Here is a 15,595-nt window from a genome sequence, read left to right on the forward strand (position 1 = left end):
CTTCCGCAACAGGCCCTAGGGGGAATCTGCTCGTTGGTGTCCAAATCGGTGACAAAGGACCGAAGATCACCAGACTGTGTGAACGAGAACCTTGGAATCATGCGGTTTCACTCCTTATCGCCGGCGATGATCCAAGCCTTTGTCACCGATTTGGACACTTCTGACCCACTCACAGGACTGACGACCCGTCCAGGTCCGCAAGAATCGTCAGTGAGCTCGGGGCGCCATATGAGCATCATGGTGTGCATGAGAGAAACGATTGGCTCCTTCGACGTCGTTGGCCTGCCTCTTCGGACATCGAACCGAGAAGCGGCCCGTACCATTCCCCCTCACTGGCGGGCCGCTGCCGACGCTGGGCTCCTCGCACCCGAGAAGTCGGGCGTCGGCCCCGGCATCTATGCGGTCTACACCGACTACGAGACTCCCGGCGATGATGTCGAGGGCGTCTACACCCTCGTCATCGGCAGGCGCATCGAGGCTGGAGGTCCGGTTCCCTCTGGCCAGGTGACCGTGACGATCCCGAACTCCACTCGCGATATCGTCACGCTGGCTGATGCTCGGCCGGAGAGTGTCTATGACGCGTGGGTGGATGTCTGGGCCCGCAAGGACCTGACCCGTGACTATCGTGCTGACTACGAGTACTACGCTCCGGACGGCTTGATTCACCTGTCCATCGGGATCCTTTCGGACACATGAGGGCTGAGCAGTACCAACGCCAACTCGACGCTGTCACCGACTACATCTACGCGCATCTCGACGAGGACCTCAGCCTGGAGACTCTCGCTCACGTCTCAGGGTTCTCCCGCTATCACTGGCACCGCATCTACCGAGCGGTGCGCGGGGAGACGGCCGCTCAGACCGTACGCCGTCTCCGCCTGGAGCGGGCTGCCGCCATGCTCACAGAGACCTCGTGGCCGGTGGAACGGATCGCCTGGAAAGCCGGGTTCACCGGCACCGAAGTGTTCAGTCGAGCCTTTCTCCGCTCCTATAGGACGACTCCCAGCCGATTCCGCATCGGTGGACGCCCGGCGTCGATCGACTCACCGGTGACGAGTTGTGGTTCGGGATCGACGTCGTCGGTGAGAGAGGACCCGGGGTGGGTGGTACGGGTGGAGACTCGCCGCGGCTATCGACTTGCGTTATCCGAGCACCGCGGTTCCTACATGGATATCGGCCGGGCCTTCAGCCGAGTCAGAGACCGTGTGGGTTCCGGGAGTCTGATGGTTGCCATCTATGAGGACGATCCCGACGCCGTTCCCCCGGCTGATCTGCGCTCGGCGGCTGGAACCATCGTCGACCCCGGTATGAAGATTCCCCACGGTCTTGCAGAGAGGGTGGTGCCGGCCGGCCGGTACGCGATCCTGCGTTACATCGGCCCGTACTCCTCGATGCACGCCGCCTACCTGTGGCTCTACGGTCAGTGGCTGCCGAGCTCGGGCGAGGAGCCGCGAGACCATCCGATCATCGAGGAGTACCTCACCGATCCGGCGACCACTCCACCTGTCGACGCCGTCACGGACATCCTCCTGCCGCTCCTGTGAGGTATCCGGTCTGATGCGGCCCATCAAGGACGTCCTGACCCACGAGCCCCGCTAGGCATCGCGCCGGAGCGTCTGCCGGCTGGCGATGAGGACGCTTCCGACGGCGCACAGTGCGATGACGGCCAGCGCTGCGATCACCGGCATCGCATGCAGCCCCGTCGGCAGGAGCAGTGCGGTGGGAAGCCAGTGGGACATTCCCGGTACCTGGTTCATCACCGGCAGGACGAGGACCAGGAGTGTGGTCAGGGCGATCGCCGTCGTCGTCCGGCGCAGGCCGGCCGCAAGCAGGTGGCCGATGCTCATCGCCATGACGATGTAGAGGCCGCTGGCCACCCACGTCCTGACCACCATTCCGGCAGGCGGGCGTCCGATCGCACCGGCAGTCACGACGACGGTGAGGAACAGGCCGCCCGAGTACGTCGCCCATGCGACGAGCCAGTCGACGGCAAGACGCGGGAGCAGCACGGTGCTCAACCGGCGTACCCGGGTCCGGTAGAAGATCGAGGAGCCCGGGCGCGTGTCCCAACCGATCGAGGTGACCGCCACCGCGACCGTCACAATGAGGCCCAGCTGCATGGCGGACTGGTTGAACAGGGACACGGCATCGGCCGGTGTGGCCTGCGAGGCCGAGATCGTGAGCTGGTCGCTGCTCGCTGCGGCGCCGAGAATCTCAGGCATGTAGATCGCGAGTGCCGGACTGGACAGGCCGAAGAAGGCGAAGGCCACGAGTACCCCGAGACCGATTCCGGAGCGTGTGAGCCGGCGCAGCTCGACGACGAGAGAGCTCGCGATGGAGGCTCGGATGGGGTGGGCCGAGGCCAGCCGAGGTGAAGCGGGCATCAGGACTCCCGTCCGGTGACGAGGCTGGCGAAGGAGGCGTCGAGGTCGCGACCCGTCAGCGTCACCTCGAGCACGAGGAGGTCCACCTGCTCCATGACCTGGGGAAGCAGGGCCGTACCCATGCTGAGGCTCGGGAAGCGGACCGTGCACGTCGTTGTGGTCGGTGTGGTGAAGGAACCGCTGGGGAACGCCTCATTCAGCCTCGTGGTCAGACGTGCCTGCTCGCCGGGCTCACAGGGGTGAAGGAACCTGAGGGTCCAGGAGGGCTCGCGACCCGAGGTGAGGAGATCCGCCGTCGTGCCCTGGGAGATGACGCGCCCCTCACTGATGACGATGACATGGTCGGCCAGCTGCTCGACCTCGCTGAGCAGATGGCTGGACAGGAGGATGCTCCGATGCTGCTTCTGCTCCTGGATGAGACGGCGCACGTCGGCGCGGCCGACGGGATCCAGGGCGCTGTTGGGCTCGTCCAGGATCAGCAGACCCGGGTCCAGAACAAGTGCCGCCGCGATCCCCAGGCGCTGCAGCATCCCCCGGGAGAAGTCGGCGACCCGCCGCTTGGCCACCCGGGCCAGCCCGCACTGGTCCAGCGCCTCGGGGACACTGATGTCGCCGCAGGCGCCTGAGAGAGCCAAGGAGGTCTCCACGATCTCGGTGGCCGTCAGCCACGACTCGAACTGAGGAACATCCGGGCAGTAGGCCACCGTCCGATCATCGGAGACCTCGACGTCGCCCTCATCGGCCGGGCACAGTCCGGCGACCACACTGAACAGAACCGTCTTACCGGCGCCGTTGGGCCCGATGACCGCCGTCACCGACTGGTCGAGGGCCTCCAAGCAGATGTCATGGATCCCGGCTCCATTGGCGAAGACCCGACTCAGGTGACTGACGCGCAGAGCGGTGCCGGGAGGCATCACAGGTCCCCGTCGCTCGGCGTTGTTCCCCTGCCCCGCCCCAGGGCCAGGTAGGCGACCGCTCCGAGGGGGACGACGAGCACCACGATGAGAGCCCAGGCCGCCTTGGGCAGGTGCTTGACGCGGGAGCGTCTGATGATATCGATCAGACATGCCACAACCACGATGGTGACCAGGACGATGACGGGGATCCAGATGGCCAAATGACCAGGAGCGTTCACGGTGACGGCTCGCTTTCTCGGTGAGGGGTGCGTGGGGAGGGGGTGGTGGCGGTCAGGCGCTCTGCTCGCCGTCGGGCCGTGGGATCAGGACCGTGGTCAGCGTCCGCCGCCGCCGCTCGCCTCCGGGCTGATTCCCCAGCAGGTTCTGCAGGGCCTGAGAAACACTGTCCAGGAGGGTGTCGACCTCGGCCTGGGTCGCCCAGAAGCTGGCCTGGGTGAAGTTCACCCGGTCCTCAGTGAGATCAGGACGATCGCCATCGCGGATGTACGCGGCGAAGTCGCCGATGAGTCCGGTGGTGAAGACCGTGAACACCGTCATGAGCTCCTCGCGGCTCAAGGAGCTGAGGTCCTGCGGGGTCGGGTTGGCCATTCCGGGGGTGACTCGATAGGTCTTCTCACTGGTCCCCCGGACCTGCCGCTCCTGGGCCACCTCGATCAGTCCGTGCGAGGCGAGGTGGTTGATGTGCCGGTAGAGCGTCGCGATGGGGACGTCGACAAGGTGTGCATGAAGCTGATGAGGGGTGAGGGCGCCGTCGGCGAGCAGTGTCTGGATGATGCGCAGACGAACTGGGTGCAGCAGTGCGGAGGAGGCCATGCCCAAACAGTATCAGTATCGATATTGAAAGCAAAATTGGTGGGTGCGGAGATGGTGATGGTGCGGGGGTGGCGTCCAGGATGTAGCCGGTCGGCGGCTTGGTCTCAATGAGCCGGTAGGAGCCGTAACCCAGCTCCGCCAGCTTGAAGGCGCCGGGGTTCGCATCGGTGTCCAGGCCGCCCTGGGCGCAGGTGCCCACGCAGTCGGTGATGGTGCGGGCCTGGTCCGGGTGGGGCCTGCCGTTGGAGTCCAAGGGGATCAGTGACCACTGGGCGCCCTTGATGGGGTTGCCGCGCTCATCGGTCTTGGTCCAGGTGGCCGACCCCTTGACCCGGGTGGTGGTGACCTGACCCAGGTTGAGGGCGGGGGTGTTGTCGTCCCTGCTGGCGGCGGGCGCCGATCCGTCCAGGGTCTTGGTCAGGGTGGTGCTGGACAGGTGGTAGCCGGCCGGCGCCTGGGTCTCAGTGATGGAGTACTCGCCCCAGGTGAGCCCCACGACCTTGAAGTACCCGGCCCGAGGATCCTGATCGATGGAGCTCTTGGGACAGGCGGTCCCGGCGTTGTCAGTGGCGCAGTCGGTCACCTCCTTCTGGCCGCCGTTCAGCGCCGGCGAGGCCAGCGTGAAGACGGTCCCCGCCAGGGGGTTGCCGGCGTCGTCGACCTTGCTCCAGATGACCTGCCCGGTGACCATCGGGCACTGCATCCACTCGCCGGCGGCCAGATTCAGGGTCTTGGAGGCGGCGTTGACGGGCGACGACGGAGTCCTGATATCCGAGTTCGGGTGCGGGACGCAGGAGACGGTGGCCTTGTACCCGGCGGACTTGGGCGACGACGAGGACTCCGACAGCACCGTCTGGCCCTGAGGCAGGTTCGATGAGGTCATACTGGGATTGTTGGCAACCCCGGCGGTGTAGTTAGTGCCGTCGTTGTAAAAGTGAGACAGGCCGTCTCCCCTCCAGCTACCCGGTTTGTATCCGATACTCAGGCCCCGGTCGGTGGGCAGGCCCGCGTCCTTCTTTCCCACGGCAGTAGTGCGCACATTGGAGATGGTGCAACGACTGCTGCGCCACATATCGCCGGAGATCCGTGTTGGAGTCGACCAGACCACGCCGGTACTTCCGTCGGGAAGGATCATCGTGCCTTTTCCCGACAAGGTATTGGTCATCTCGGTCCAGTCGATCACCTGAGTGTATTTTCCTGATCCCCCGGAAGGTCAGTGAGGCTTATTCACGGCATCCTTCAAAGGTGCTGTGACATGCGCAGATGCCGGCGTTGGCTAGCCCTGTGAATAAGCCTCAGTCTCTGGCGAGACGGGCGTGATGCTTGACATGGTGACGTCAGTTCCCGCCGGTGTGAGCGGACGAAGAATCAGCGAAGCATGAAGCGCTGCCTCAGTTTTAGGGGTGTGGACCTTGCTACGGTAGCATTCGGAATTCCGCAGAGCGACACAGTGAGATTCCTGTAACTCAACAGCAAGCAATATCACGGTTGAGTGTCATCGACGAATGACGTCGTCGGTTAAAAAGTGACGTATCGGTATTCTTCCGAGTCGGTCATAGTGCAGGTTCGTCGTGTGAAGAGCGGTGCTTGGTTCTGCCTGCGCTGACGTGATGCCGAGAGGAGTCGCTGAGGTGCTGGGGTCGAGGGCTGCGCCGTCGGACGGGACTGCTTAGGATAGGCCAGGCTCAGTTACCACCCGGTTGCAAAGGATGAGGTCATGTCACAGCCATGGGAGATCTACGACGCGCTTCTCGACGGACTGCCTGACGACGTCGTCGTGCGCACGGCGGGCCAGGGACCCCGGTGGAGCCGCGTCCTCAACTCCGCCGGCGGTGTCGGCACGGCCTGGACCATGGATGTGCGCAGCCGCCCGGCCCTCGGCGGGGACGGGCCGCTCGACGGACGGCCGCTGCGCGACGTCGGCGCTTTGGTGAAGTCCTGGAACCTGGCTGAGGCCAGCATCGGCCAGGCCGCCATCAACTCCTGGTACTCACGCGAGCAGACGGCCGCGGCCAACGGATTCGAGCCCACCGGGGAGGGGCTGACCTGGCGCCAGGTCTTCGACCCCTACCGGGAGATGATCATCGGTAAGAGGGTCGCGGTCGTCGGGCACTTCCCCTTCGCCGAGGCCGCCCTGGCCGGTGCCGGTGAGTACATCTGCCTCGAGCGCAACCTTCAGCCCGGCGACTGGCCGGACAGCGCCTGCGAGTACGTCCTGCCCGAGTGCGACGTCGTCTTCATCTCGTCATCGAGCTTCGTCAACAAGACCGCACCGCGTCTCATCGAGCTCTCCCGCGGGGCGCACACCGTCCTGGTGGGTCCGTCGACACCCCTCAACCCGGTGCTTCTCGACTACGACGTGGACACCATCACCGGTTTCGTCGCGGCGAGGTCGCTCGGCGACCCCGCCTCCCTGGCTGAGATGGTCCCGGCCGGCGATATCGGTCCCGGCTTCCGGGTTCACCGTCATCGGGCCTGATCCGGTTGCCGCCGCCACCGGGGCCGGCCGGCACAGGCCGGTCGCGCACCAGGCCCGTGGAATGACGACTGGAACGACGGCGGCGCCGCGCTGGGGCATATCCAGCGCGGCGCCGCCGTGAGCGGAGAGGGTGCCGTCAGGCCTGAGCTTCCTCGGGGCTGATGCCGTAGCCGGCCTCATCCTCGGTGGAGTCGGCCCAGTACTCCTCGGCCCACGGGTCCTCAACCGGCTGGCTACGACGCCACACGACGTAGGCGCCGGCAGCGGCCGCGCCGGCGACGGCGAGCCAACCCAGGGTCTTGAGCACGCGGTGCTTCTTCTGCTTCTTCACGGGAACCTCCAATGCGGCGGACTTTGCGGCAACAGCCACGCGCTGGGCGCGCTCTGTCAGAGTACCGTCAGTACCCGCGGCAGCCTGGGCAGCCACGGCGGCGCGCTGCGCACGCGGGATGTAGTCCTCGACAACCCGGTGACGGGCCTCGTGGACCACCGGCTCCAGACGCTCCTGTGCGTCCTTGGCGGCGCGGGCCACGCCCTCGGCGGCCTTGCTGACGTGCGGAGCCGCCCACTGGGCTGCCTTCTCAGCCTGATCGACAACGGACCCGGCGAAGGATGCTGCCTCCTTGCGCAGATGAGTGGTGTCGAGTTTCTTGTCGCAGCATGTCTTCATCAGGCAGGACATGGTTGCCTCCCAGGTTGGAAACGGATACAGACGGTCGCTGTGCGACGTGCACCAATGGTCGCACCCTTGAGCGGCCTGGCCCACACGATGTCCAGACGTTTTGCCTGGGGTGAACAGCGCCGCACGCCGCTCGGGGGTTCATGCCGATGGGCTCAGGACCGTGCCACCATGGCACTCATGGAAGCGACTCTTCACACCAACCTCGGTGATATCCGCCTGGAGCTCTACCCCGAGCAGGCTCCTGAGACCGTCTCCAACTTCGTGGGGCTGGCCACCGGCCAGAAGGCGTGGACGGATCCTCGCACCGGCGCGGAGTCCCACGCCCCGCTGTACGACAACGTCATCTTCCACCGTGTCATCCCCGGTTTCATGATCCAGGGCGGCGACCCGCTCGGTGACGGCACCGGAGGACCCGGTTACGTCTTCGACGACGAGATCGACGCCTCTCTGACCTTCGCCGCCCCCTATGTCCTGGCCATGGCCAACGCCGGTCGCCGCCTGGGCAAGGGCACCAACGGCTCGCAGTTCTTCATCACCACCGCCCCCACCGAGTGGCTCCAGGGCAAGCACACGATCTTCGGCGCCGTCACCGACGAGGCCTCCCGCGCCGTCGTCGATGCGATCTCCGGTGTGGAGACCGACCCGCGTGACCGTCCGCTGCAGGACGTCATCATCACCTCGGTGGACATCACCGAGTAGTTCCCAGGAGGGGGACGGGGCGGTCGCTCAGCAATGAGGGGCCTGCCACCGCACTGCTACCGAACCACCGCAATCGGGTGTGATTCGCCTCTGTGACGCCGCTGGGACCCGGGTCCCGGCGGCGTCGTCGTACCCGATCCACCTGCCCAACCCGCTCAGTCCCGATCATCCGCACAGGAGTATCCGATGACCTCGATGAACTCATTCGCGCAGCAGGCGCCGCCGGTATGCCCGCGCCACCCGAACACCGTGGCTTTCGTGCGCTGCCAGCGCTGCGACCGACCCACCTGTCCCGCCTGCCAGGTGCCCAGCTCCGTGGGGGTGCACTGTGTGGACTGTGCTCGTCAGGCTCAGGCCGGTCGACGTCAGGCGCGCACACTGCTGGGCGGGACCATGGTCTCCGGTGCCCTCGTCACCAAGATCCTCGTCGGTCTGTGCGTCGTCGTCTACGCGCTTCAGGTCCTCGTCCCCGAGGTGAACGCGCAGTCGATGGAGCTCCGCTTGGGATTCGTGCCGGCACTGGCCGTCTACGAGCCCTGGCGGTTCCTGACCACCGCCTTCCTCCACGCGAACTACATGCACCTCGGCTTCAACATGTGGGCTCTGTGGGTGCTGGGCGGCGCTCTTGAGCCGGTGCTCGGGCGGTGGCGCTTCACCAGCGTGTACCTGCTCAGCGCCCTGGGTGGCTCGACGATGATCTACTGGCTCTCCTGGCCGGGCTCGGATTCCTGGCTCACGCTGACGGTGGGTGCCTCGGGAGCGGTCTTCGGCCTGTTCTCCGCCATGTTCATCGTGCAGCGGCGCTTCGGGCGAGACACCTCGGGGATCGTGGCGCTGGTGGCGGTCAATGCTGTTATCTCCTTCCTGGGTGCCAACATCTCCTGGCAGGGGCACCTCGGTGGGCTTCTCGTCGGAGGGATCGTCTCGGCGATCTACGCCTGGGCCCCTCGGGGCAAGCGGCAGGCCGTGGGGATCGCCGGAACCACGGCGGTGGCGGTGGCCCTTGTGGGGCTCAATCTGCTTCGGGCATTCCTCGTCTGAGACGTTCTGCGCGCCGCGCACGGGCCTGAATGACAAGTCTGAAAGAACACCGCTGTGGTTCATCCACATCTGTGGACACAGGTGTGGAAACACAAGCGTGTAGTTATCCACAGGCGTGTCCACACTTGGGGAAAGTCGACGTGGGTTGTGGGGAGGTGGTTGTCCACGGATCCACAGGCGACCTGGGGAGGGAGGAGTCGTGGGCCCAGTCCGTGCGCGCGATGCTGCGGGAGCCTGCGACGGTGTCAGCCCGGTGCCAGCCCGGGGCCGCTCCTCGGGGCGGCCTGCCTCAGTGGTGTGATGAGGCAGCCCCGTAGGACCGCTCAACCCGCCCTGCCGGTGCCTCACACGTCACGAGGCCCGGAGGCCTCAGGGGTGAGCAGGCACGACACGGCCCCCGAGCAGGTGCTCGGGGGCCTACGCGGATGCCTGTTCGCGTGAGTGTCTGAAACCTGTCACTTCCAGCGCAGCAGACCGAGGAAGCCCGACAGCATGATGAGGAAGCCGATGTAGAGGTTGCCGTTGTACAGCCAGTCGCCGACGTGGTGCTCGGCGAAGTAGGGCAGCGGGTACCTGCCTCCGAAGAGGTAGGTGGCGACAACCCACAGCAGCCCGATGACCAGGAGCGTCACCATGGTGGGGGCGTACCAGCGGGGTGAGGCGGTGTCCTTGATCTTCTTGGGCGTGCGCGAGACCCGGTTCGCCGCGGCGCGCGACTCCTCCTCGAGGGCCTTGGCCGCCTTGGCCGGGTTGCCGGAGCGCTCGGGGTGCTTCTTCTTCGACGACGAGCTCTTCTTCGATCCCTTGTCCGCCGTGCTCTTCTTCTTCGTCTTCTCAGAGGCGGCAGAGTCCTTCTTCGAGCCCTTGTCCTTCTCAGCGCTCTTCGCGCTGTTCTTGTCGGAGCTCTTCTTCGAGACCTTCTCCGAGCTCTTGTCGGCGTCGTCCGTTGTGGACTTCTTCTCCAAGGCCACCCTGGGTCTCCTCACTGGTCGGGGATGGTGGCATGAGACCACCGCAATACATCTGGGCCTAGCCTAGGACATGCTGTGAAGCTTCCTCACGGTGCACCCTGTGATGAGTCCACCACTTCCGGCTGGTCATGTGGGGGGTGTACCCCCTTAGACTGGCCGCTAGCCTGATGATGTCCCGTTCTGAGGAGGGGCGATGACTGGAGGAGGTCTTGTGCGACACCGAGCACCCGGCCAGAGTCGTGCTGTCCGAATCTTCAACGGCACCTTGACCGGAATCGGTGAGCTGCTCATCACCGCCGGCCTCGTCGTCGCCCTCTTCCTGTGCTGGCAGCTGTGGTGGACCGGCATTGACGCCAACGCCAGTGCGCAGGCGGTGGCCACCCAGTTCCACCAGAAGCAGGTCCAGTCACCTCAGAAGGCCGGCACGAAGCACTACGATGCTCCGCCGGTCATGGAGCAGGTCGGCTACGGCGAGACCATCGGGATGCTCGTCGTCCCCAAGTGGTACGGCGTCACCAACAACAACATGCCCATCATGGAGGGCACCGGATCCGACGTCCTGGACCAGGCCGCGGCGGGCCACTACACCAACACCCAGCAGCTCGGAGAGCTCGGCAACTTCGCGATCGCCGGGCACCGCCGCACCTACGGCAACTCCTTCCGCCGCATCGACCTGCTCCAGGAGGGCGACGAGATCATCGTCTCCACCGCCAAGACCTGGTACGTGTTCAAGGTGACCGGCCACGAGCTGGTCCAGCCCGAGCAGGTCGAGGTCATCGCCCCGGTCCCCAACCAGCCGGACGCCCAGCCCACCGACCGGTACATCACGCTGACCACCTGCCACGGATCGACCGCCGGTGAGTTCGGCAATGACCAGCGCTGGATCGTCCATGCGAAGTTCGCGTACTGGATGGATCGCTCCGAGGGCCGTCCGGAGTCCGTGCTCAACGATCCGGGGGTCAACTGATGTACGGCTTCATCTGGCGGCACCTGCCGGGTCCCGCGTGGCTCAAGGCCATTGAGTCGCTCATCCTCATCGCCGGAGTCGTCTACGTGCTCATGCAGTACGTCTTCCCCTGGGCCAACGCCACCTGGCACCTGTCCGGCAACGCCGACGTCGGCTGACCACAACCGGGAAGCCGCAGGTCCTCGCCGCTATCGACCGCCATCGACGCGGAACGAAAACGAGGGGTCCCCGACCGTCACCAGGCGGTTGGGGACCCGGCCGTGTGCGCATGTGTCGTACTGCTCAGCGGTTCATGAGTCGCCTGACGAGCTTGCGCAGCTCGTCGACCCACAGGACCAGGGAGGCCATGACGACGACCACCGCCCAGTGGGTCAGGTCCAACGACCTCGTCGAGAAGGCTGCCTGCAGGAAGGGCACCTCCACGACGGCGACCTGGAGCACCAGGGTCAGGCCGATCGCGCCCCAGAGCCACTTGTTGACGAAGAGGTGGCTGAAGGCGCTGACCGTCTCCGAGCGCGAGTTGAGCGTGTTGAACAACTGGGCCAGGACCAGCGTGGAGAAGACCGCCGTGCGGGCGGTGTCCAGGTCGTCGGTGGACAGGGAGGTCTCGATGAGGCCGCCGGGCAGGAAGAGGTCCAGCGTCGCCAGGGTCGAGACGGCCATGACCATGCCGATCAGCAGCACGCCGCTCCACATGGCGCCGTCGACCACTCGTTGCGTGGGCTTGCGCGGCGGGCGGGCCATGACGTCCTCCACGGAGGGGTCCACGCCCATGGCCAGGGCCGGTCCGGAGTCGGTGACCAGGTTGATCCACAGGATCTGGGTGGCCAGCAGCGGCAGGACCACGCCGGACTCGCTGTGCCCGCTCAGGCCGATGACTCCCGAGAGCACCACGCCGCCGAAGACCGTGAGGACCTCACCCATGTTGGAGGACAGCAGGAAGCGCAGGAACTTCTTGATGTTGTCGAAGATGCGTCGGCCCTCGCGCACGGCGTCGACGATGGTGGCGAAGTTGTCGTCCGCCAGGACCATCGTGGCGGCCTCCTTGGTCACTTGGGTGCCGGTGACGCCCATGGCCACGCCGATGTCCGCAGCGCGCAGGGCCGGGGCGTCGTTGACGCCGTCGCCGGTCATGGAGACCGTGTGGCCCTGCGACTTCAGGGCGTGGACGATCCGCATCTTGTGCTCGGGGGCGACGCGCGCGTACACGCTGGTGGTGGCCACGGCCCGGGACAGGGTGTCGTCGTCCATCCTCTCCAGCTCTCGGCCGGTGAGGACCGGGGCGCCCCTTTCGACGATGCCCAGGTCCGCTGCGATGCGTCCGGCGGTGGCCGGGTGGTCGCCGGTGATCATGAGGACGCGCACGCCCGCCCGGTGCGCCTCGGCCACGGCCACGGCCGCCTCGGGGCGCGGTGGGTCGATGATGCCGACGACGCCGGCCAGTACCAGATCCCGCTCCAAGTCCGACAGGTCCGTCTCGCCGTCGCCGGCGGCGGTCTCGCGCACGCGGGCGGCCTCCTCATCGGTGAGGAGCCGGTAGCCGACCCCCAGGGTGCGTAGCGCCCGGCCCGACATGTCCGCGATGCGCTCGGCGAACCGGGCCCGGGCCTGACCGGTCAGCTCGGCGGAGGCCTCGCCCAGGCGCATCTGCGCGCAGTGCTCCATGAGGATGTCCGGGGCGCCCTTGGACATGATGATCGTGCCGTGCTCGGTATCGGTGAGCAGCACCGACATCATCTTGCGCTCGGAGGTGAAGGGGATCTCGCCGACGCGCTCGAAGCGGCCCTCGCGCCGGCCATCGGTGCCGAGCTTCCTCTCCGCGACCAGGAAGGCGCCCTCGGTCGGGTCGCCGACGACGCTCCACACGTCCTCGTCGGCGCTGAGCTCGGCGTCGGAGGCCAGCGTCCCGCCGGAGAGGACCACGGTGACCTCGTCGCGCAGGGCCCCGCTGAGGGGGGTGGCGTCGGGGCGGCCGTCGTGGTCGGCGTCGGGGGCGACCTCGCCGTCGGGCACGTACCCGATGCCGGTGACCACGCAGGTGCCCGAGGCCGTGGCGACCTCCTGGATAGTCATCTCCGAGCGGGTGAGGGTGCCGGTCTTGTCCGAGCAGATGACTGAGGCCGAGCCGAGGGTCTCCACGCTGGTGAGCCTCTTGACCACGGCCTTGTGGGTGGCCATGCGCTGCACGCCCAGGGCCAGGACCACCGACAGGATCGCGGGCAGGCCCTCGGGCACGGCGGCCACTGCCAGCGAGACCCCCAGCAGGAGGGCGTGGACGATCGTCTCCGGTGTGCGATCCCGCGCCAGGAGCAGCAGGGTTCCCACAACCACGACGGCGATGATGACGACGACGATCCCCAGCATCGTGGAGATCACGTGGATCTCCTTCTGCAGGGGCGTGCTCTCCTCCTCGACGGAGTCGAGCATCTGCGCGATCGCGCCCATCTCGGTGTCGGCTCCGGTGGCGACGACGACGGCACGTCCCGTCCCCTGGGCCACGGAGGTCCCCCGGTAGACCATGCAGGTGCGGTCGGCCAGGTCGGTGTCGGCGCCGACCGCCTCGGGGGTCTTGGTGACCGCGTCGGCCTCACCGGTGAGGGAGGACTCCACCACGCGCAGGGCGGCGGCCGAGACCAGGCGGGCATCGGCGCCGACCTGGTCGCCCTCGCCCAGGACGAGGACGTCGCCGACCACGAGCTCGGAGGAGGGGATGACCAGGCGCGCGCCGTCGCGCAGCACCGTGGAGGTCGCCTCGGTCATGGCGGACAGGGCGGCGACGGCGTCAGCGGCCTTGTTCTCCTGGACGAATCCGAGGATGGCGTTGAGGGTGACGACGGCGACGATGACGATGGAGTCCACCGGCACGCCCTCGGCGCCCTCCAGGACCCAGGCGATGGTGGAGATGACGATGGCGGCCAGCAGGAGGTAGACGAGCGGATCGTTGAACTGGCCCAGGAAGCGCAGCCAGGCGGGCGCCGGCGGCTTGGAGGGCAGCTCGTTGGGGCCGTCGGCGGCCAGACGGTCGGCCGCGACCTGCCGGCTCAGGCCGCAGGAGGCGTCGGTGCCGAGCTCGGCGGCGACGACGTCGGCCGGGCGGGAGTAGGGGCGGGGCTGCGTCGATGACTCTGTGCCGGCCGGATCGAACGATGTGTCCATGGCGGGTGCTGCGGGCATGGGCGCTATCCCATCAACGGCGGATTGCTTTGACAAGCCGGGCCTGGGAGAGATCTACGGGCTGAGACAGCCCAGGGGAACGACGAGAACGCCGTCGTCGCGCCGATAGGCCGTCGCCGTACCAGTGAGCACCATGAGGAACGAGGGCTCTCCCAAGGTCCTGGAGTCGACCCGGTCAGCCAGCTTGCGCAGGTTCGCGGCGGCCTCGTCGATCTGGGCGCTGCCGAGCTTGACCTCCACGAGCGCCCATCGTCCGTCGTCAAGTGATATGACGGCGTCGGCCTCAAGACCTGACTGGTCCCGGTAGTGGAAAACGCCTCCTCCCAACGCCCCGCTGTAGATTCGCAGGTCGCGGACGCACAACGACTCGAACAGTAGTCCAAAGGTCTTGGGATCAAGGAGCAACCGTTGCGGGGTGAGCCTCAGGACGGCGGCGGCGATGGAAGGATCAGTGAAGTGGCGCGTCGGACTGGTCCGGATGGCGGTGCGCGATCGCAGTGAAGGGCTCCAGGCGGGAAGATCCTCAATGACGAAGGACCGCGAGAGCAGGTCGAGGTAGGGGCGCAGTGCATTCACCGAGAGGGTCTGCTCATCCTCTTGCATGTCGGCCCGCAGGGTGGAACCTGCGGCCTGTGTTGAGAGGTTACGGGCGTAGGCTCGCAGAAGCGCCCGCATACGCAGACTCGACCGGTTGACCGAGTCGACGCGCGAGAGGTCCGAGTCGACCAGGGCGTCGACATAGTTTCGAGCGTACTGGATGGCCTCGGTGTCGTCCGGGTCCCGTACTGCCTCGGGCCACCCTCCACGGCATATTGCCTGGGCGATGCCGTCCACCGTCAGATCGGACAGGGACGCCGCGTCATGATCGCCGTCGAAGAGTGCCGTGAGTGAGACTGCTCGGTTGGACTCGAGGGACTCGGTCAAGGACATGGTGCGCATGACCAGCCGCTTGATGCGTCCGACGCCGGAGTGCGCGGGCTCAACGGAAGGGGTCGATGAACCGGTCAGGATGAACTGGCCGCGTGCCTGGCGGCGATCGATGGCGAAGCGCACGGCGTCCCACACCTGCGGAGCCATCTGCCACTCGTCGATCAGGCGCGGCACCTCTCCCTCGAGAAGTGCGGAGGGCTTGAGATCCGCCAGTTGGAGGTAGGCGGCGCTGTGGTCGGGGTCCTGGAGGTAGATGATGCTCGCAGCCGCCTGGGAGCCCGTCGCGGTCTTGCCGCACCACTTGGGGCCCTGGATGAGGACGGCCCCGGAGGTGCGCAACGCCGCAGACAGCTGCTGGTCCGCAACGCGGGGGAGGTAGTCGCTGCTGTCGCTGGATTTCATGGATGTCCTTGCCGACGGAGGCGTGTCTTCACTCTATCCCAGTGTGAAGGTTGAAGCCATTTCAGTGTGAACTTTGGTGAGTTTTGAGTGTGAAGGTTGAAACGGCCTCGCGCACAAGGACGGAATCCGTGTGGGGGAA

Annotated in this window: 15 protein-coding genes and 2 pseudogenes; 7 read left to right on the forward strand and 10 right to left on the reverse strand. The window is 66.5% G+C overall.

Translation table 11 applies throughout. The features are described from left to right. Positions 1-246: 246 nt before the first annotated feature. Positions 247-696 carry a GyrI-like domain-containing protein gene (locus tag BKH32_RS00515; protein ID WP_075248153.1) on the forward strand — a complete coding sequence of 150 codons (450 nt, stop codon included), beginning with the start codon at positions 247-249 and terminating at the stop codon, positions 694-696. Beyond that, positions 693-1,541, forward strand: a complete 849-nt coding sequence (locus BKH32_RS00520) for an AraC family transcriptional regulator (RefSeq protein ID WP_075248136.1) — start codon at positions 693-695, stop codon at positions 1,539-1,541. The genes BKH32_RS00515 and BKH32_RS00520 overlap by 4 nt, the downstream gene beginning before the upstream one ends. A 51-nt stretch (positions 1,542-1,592) precedes the next feature. On the opposite strand, the gene BKH32_RS00525 is transcribed toward BKH32_RS00520, so the two are convergent. The 6 genes and pseudogenes from BKH32_RS00525 to BKH32_RS14650 all read right to left on the reverse strand — a co-directional run. After that, positions 1,593-2,381: an ABC transporter gene (locus BKH32_RS00525; protein ID WP_075248137.1), complete on the reverse strand. Its 789-nt coding sequence runs from the start codon at positions 2,379-2,381 to the stop codon at positions 1,593-1,595. Further along, positions 2,381-3,295, reverse strand: coding sequence for an ATP-binding cassette domain-containing protein (locus BKH32_RS00530; RefSeq protein WP_075248138.1), 915 nt, complete (start codon positions 3,293-3,295; stop codon positions 2,381-2,383). Before BKH32_RS00530 ends, BKH32_RS00525 begins: the two co-directional genes overlap by 1 nt. Further along, positions 3,295-3,498 carry a PLD nuclease N-terminal domain-containing protein gene (locus BKH32_RS00535; protein WP_256690167.1) on the reverse strand — a complete coding sequence of 68 codons (204 nt, stop codon included), beginning with the start codon at positions 3,496-3,498 and terminating at the stop codon, positions 3,295-3,297. The genes BKH32_RS00530 and BKH32_RS00535 overlap by 1 nt, the downstream gene beginning before the upstream one ends. A gap of 70 nt (positions 3,499-3,568) precedes the next feature. Beyond that, entirely contained in the window at positions 3,569-3,886 is a 318-nt protein-coding gene (locus tag BKH32_RS14165) for a hypothetical protein (RefSeq protein WP_256690192.1), read from the reverse strand. A 117-nt stretch (positions 3,887-4,003) separates the two neighbouring features. Next, positions 4,004-4,111: pseudogene (locus BKH32_RS14170) on the reverse strand (helix-turn-helix domain-containing protein); the annotation flags it as partial. Between the two features lie 124 nt (positions 4,112-4,235). After that, positions 4,236-5,276: pseudogene (locus BKH32_RS14650) on the reverse strand (prealbumin-like fold domain-containing protein); the annotation flags it as partial. Between the two features lie 552 nt (positions 5,277-5,828). Between BKH32_RS14650 and BKH32_RS00550 the strand changes: the two are divergent. Next, positions 5,829-6,590 carry a Rossmann-like domain-containing protein gene (locus tag BKH32_RS00550; RefSeq protein WP_075248141.1) on the forward strand — a complete coding sequence of 254 codons (762 nt, stop codon included), beginning with the start codon at positions 5,829-5,831 and terminating at the stop codon, positions 6,588-6,590. Positions 6,591-6,726: 136 nt separating this feature from the next. On the opposite strand, the gene BKH32_RS00555 is transcribed toward BKH32_RS00550, so the two are convergent. Beyond that, positions 6,727-7,272 (reverse strand): hypothetical protein, encoded by a 546-nt coding sequence (locus BKH32_RS00555; RefSeq protein ID WP_075248142.1) that lies wholly within the window; start codon positions 7,270-7,272, stop codon positions 6,727-6,729. A 177-nt stretch (positions 7,273-7,449) separates the two neighbouring features. On the opposite strand from BKH32_RS00555, the gene BKH32_RS00560 reads away from it, so the two are divergent. Together BKH32_RS00560 and BKH32_RS00565 are read left to right on the forward strand one after the other, a co-directional pair. After that, positions 7,450-7,971, forward strand: coding sequence for a peptidylprolyl isomerase (locus BKH32_RS00560; protein WP_075248154.1), 522 nt, complete (start codon positions 7,450-7,452; stop codon positions 7,969-7,971). A 186-nt stretch (positions 7,972-8,157) separates the two neighbouring features. Continuing rightward, the gene (locus BKH32_RS00565; RefSeq protein ID WP_075248143.1) at positions 8,158-9,012 is read left to right on the forward strand and encodes a rhomboid family intramembrane serine protease; all 855 of its coding nucleotides are present in this window, start codon (positions 8,158-8,160) and stop codon (positions 9,010-9,012) included. 455 nt (positions 9,013-9,467) lie between these two features. Here BKH32_RS00565 and BKH32_RS00570 read toward each other — a convergent pair whose 3' ends face one another. Continuing rightward, positions 9,468-9,983 (reverse strand): cell division protein CrgA, encoded by a 516-nt coding sequence (locus BKH32_RS00570; protein WP_075248144.1) that lies wholly within the window; start codon positions 9,981-9,983, stop codon positions 9,468-9,470. Between the two features lie 193 nt (positions 9,984-10,176). Here BKH32_RS00570 and BKH32_RS00575 point away from each other — a divergent pair, with 193 nt between their 5' ends. Both BKH32_RS00575 and BKH32_RS13840 read left to right on the forward strand, forming a co-directional pair. After that, complete coding sequence (locus BKH32_RS00575) at positions 10,177-10,950, forward strand: class E sortase (RefSeq protein WP_075248145.1); 774 nt, start codon at positions 10,177-10,179, stop codon at positions 10,948-10,950. Beyond that, positions 10,950-11,108: a hypothetical protein gene (locus BKH32_RS13840; protein WP_009406747.1), complete on the forward strand. Its 159-nt coding sequence runs from the start codon at positions 10,950-10,952 to the stop codon at positions 11,106-11,108. Before BKH32_RS00575 ends, BKH32_RS13840 begins: the two co-directional genes overlap by 1 nt. 124 nt (positions 11,109-11,232) lie before the next feature. Here BKH32_RS13840 and BKH32_RS00580 read toward each other — a convergent pair whose 3' ends face one another. Both BKH32_RS00580 and BKH32_RS00585 read right to left on the reverse strand, forming a co-directional pair. Next, complete coding sequence (locus BKH32_RS00580; protein ID WP_081376637.1) at positions 11,233-14,124, reverse strand: cation-translocating P-type ATPase; 2,892 nt, start codon at positions 14,122-14,124, stop codon at positions 11,233-11,235. Positions 14,125-14,178: 54 nt separating this feature from the next. Next, on the reverse strand, positions 14,179-15,456 hold the full coding sequence (locus BKH32_RS00585; protein ID WP_075248146.1) for an ATP-binding protein: 1,278 nt from the start codon (positions 15,454-15,456) through the stop codon (positions 14,179-14,181). Between the last annotated feature and the right edge of the window lie 139 nt (positions 15,457-15,595).

The organism is Actinomyces oris, from assembly GCF_001929375.1.
GTDB lineage: Bacteria > Actinomycetota > Actinomycetes > Actinomycetales > Actinomycetaceae > Actinomyces > Actinomyces oris_B.

Bases quoted from the DNA above. Each gene is read 5' to 3' on its own strand.
- BKH32_RS00530 (WP_075248138.1), bottom strand. From the start codon at position 3,295: ATGCCTCCCGGCACCGCTCTGCGCGTCAGTCACCTGAGTCGGGTCTTC.
- BKH32_RS14165 (WP_256690192.1), bottom strand. From the start codon at position 3,886: ATGGCCAACCCGACCCCGCAGGACCTCAGCTCCTTGAGCCGCGAGGAG.
- BKH32_RS00520 (WP_075248136.1), top strand. From the start codon at position 693: ATGAGGGCTGAGCAGTACCAACGCCAACTCGACGCTGTCACCGACTAC.
- BKH32_RS00585 (WP_075248146.1), bottom strand. From the start codon at position 15,456: ATGAAATCCAGCGACAGCAGCGACTACCTCCCCCGCGTTGCGGACCAG.
- BKH32_RS00555 (WP_075248142.1), bottom strand. From the start codon at position 7,272: ATGTCCTGCCTGATGAAGACATGCTGCGACAAGAAACTCGACACCACT.
- BKH32_RS13840 (WP_009406747.1), top strand. From the start codon at position 10,950: ATGTACGGCTTCATCTGGCGGCACCTGCCGGGTCCCGCGTGGCTCAAG.
- BKH32_RS00515 (WP_075248153.1), top strand. From the start codon at position 247: ATGAGAGAAACGATTGGCTCCTTCGACGTCGTTGGCCTGCCTCTTCGG.
- BKH32_RS00575 (WP_075248145.1), top strand. From the start codon at position 10,177: ATGACTGGAGGAGGTCTTGTGCGACACCGAGCACCCGGCCAGAGTCGT.
- BKH32_RS00565 (WP_075248143.1), top strand. From the start codon at position 8,158: ATGACCTCGATGAACTCATTCGCGCAGCAGGCGCCGCCGGTATGCCCG.
- BKH32_RS00560 (WP_075248154.1), top strand. From the start codon at position 7,450: ATGGAAGCGACTCTTCACACCAACCTCGGTGATATCCGCCTGGAGCTC.
- BKH32_RS00550 (WP_075248141.1), top strand. From the start codon at position 5,829: ATGTCACAGCCATGGGAGATCTACGACGCGCTTCTCGACGGACTGCCT.
- BKH32_RS00525 (WP_075248137.1), bottom strand. From the start codon at position 2,381: ATGCCCGCTTCACCTCGGCTGGCCTCGGCCCACCCCATCCGAGCCTCC.
- BKH32_RS00580 (WP_081376637.1), bottom strand. From the start codon at position 14,124: ATGCCCGCAGCACCCGCCATGGACACATCGTTCGATCCGGCCGGCACA.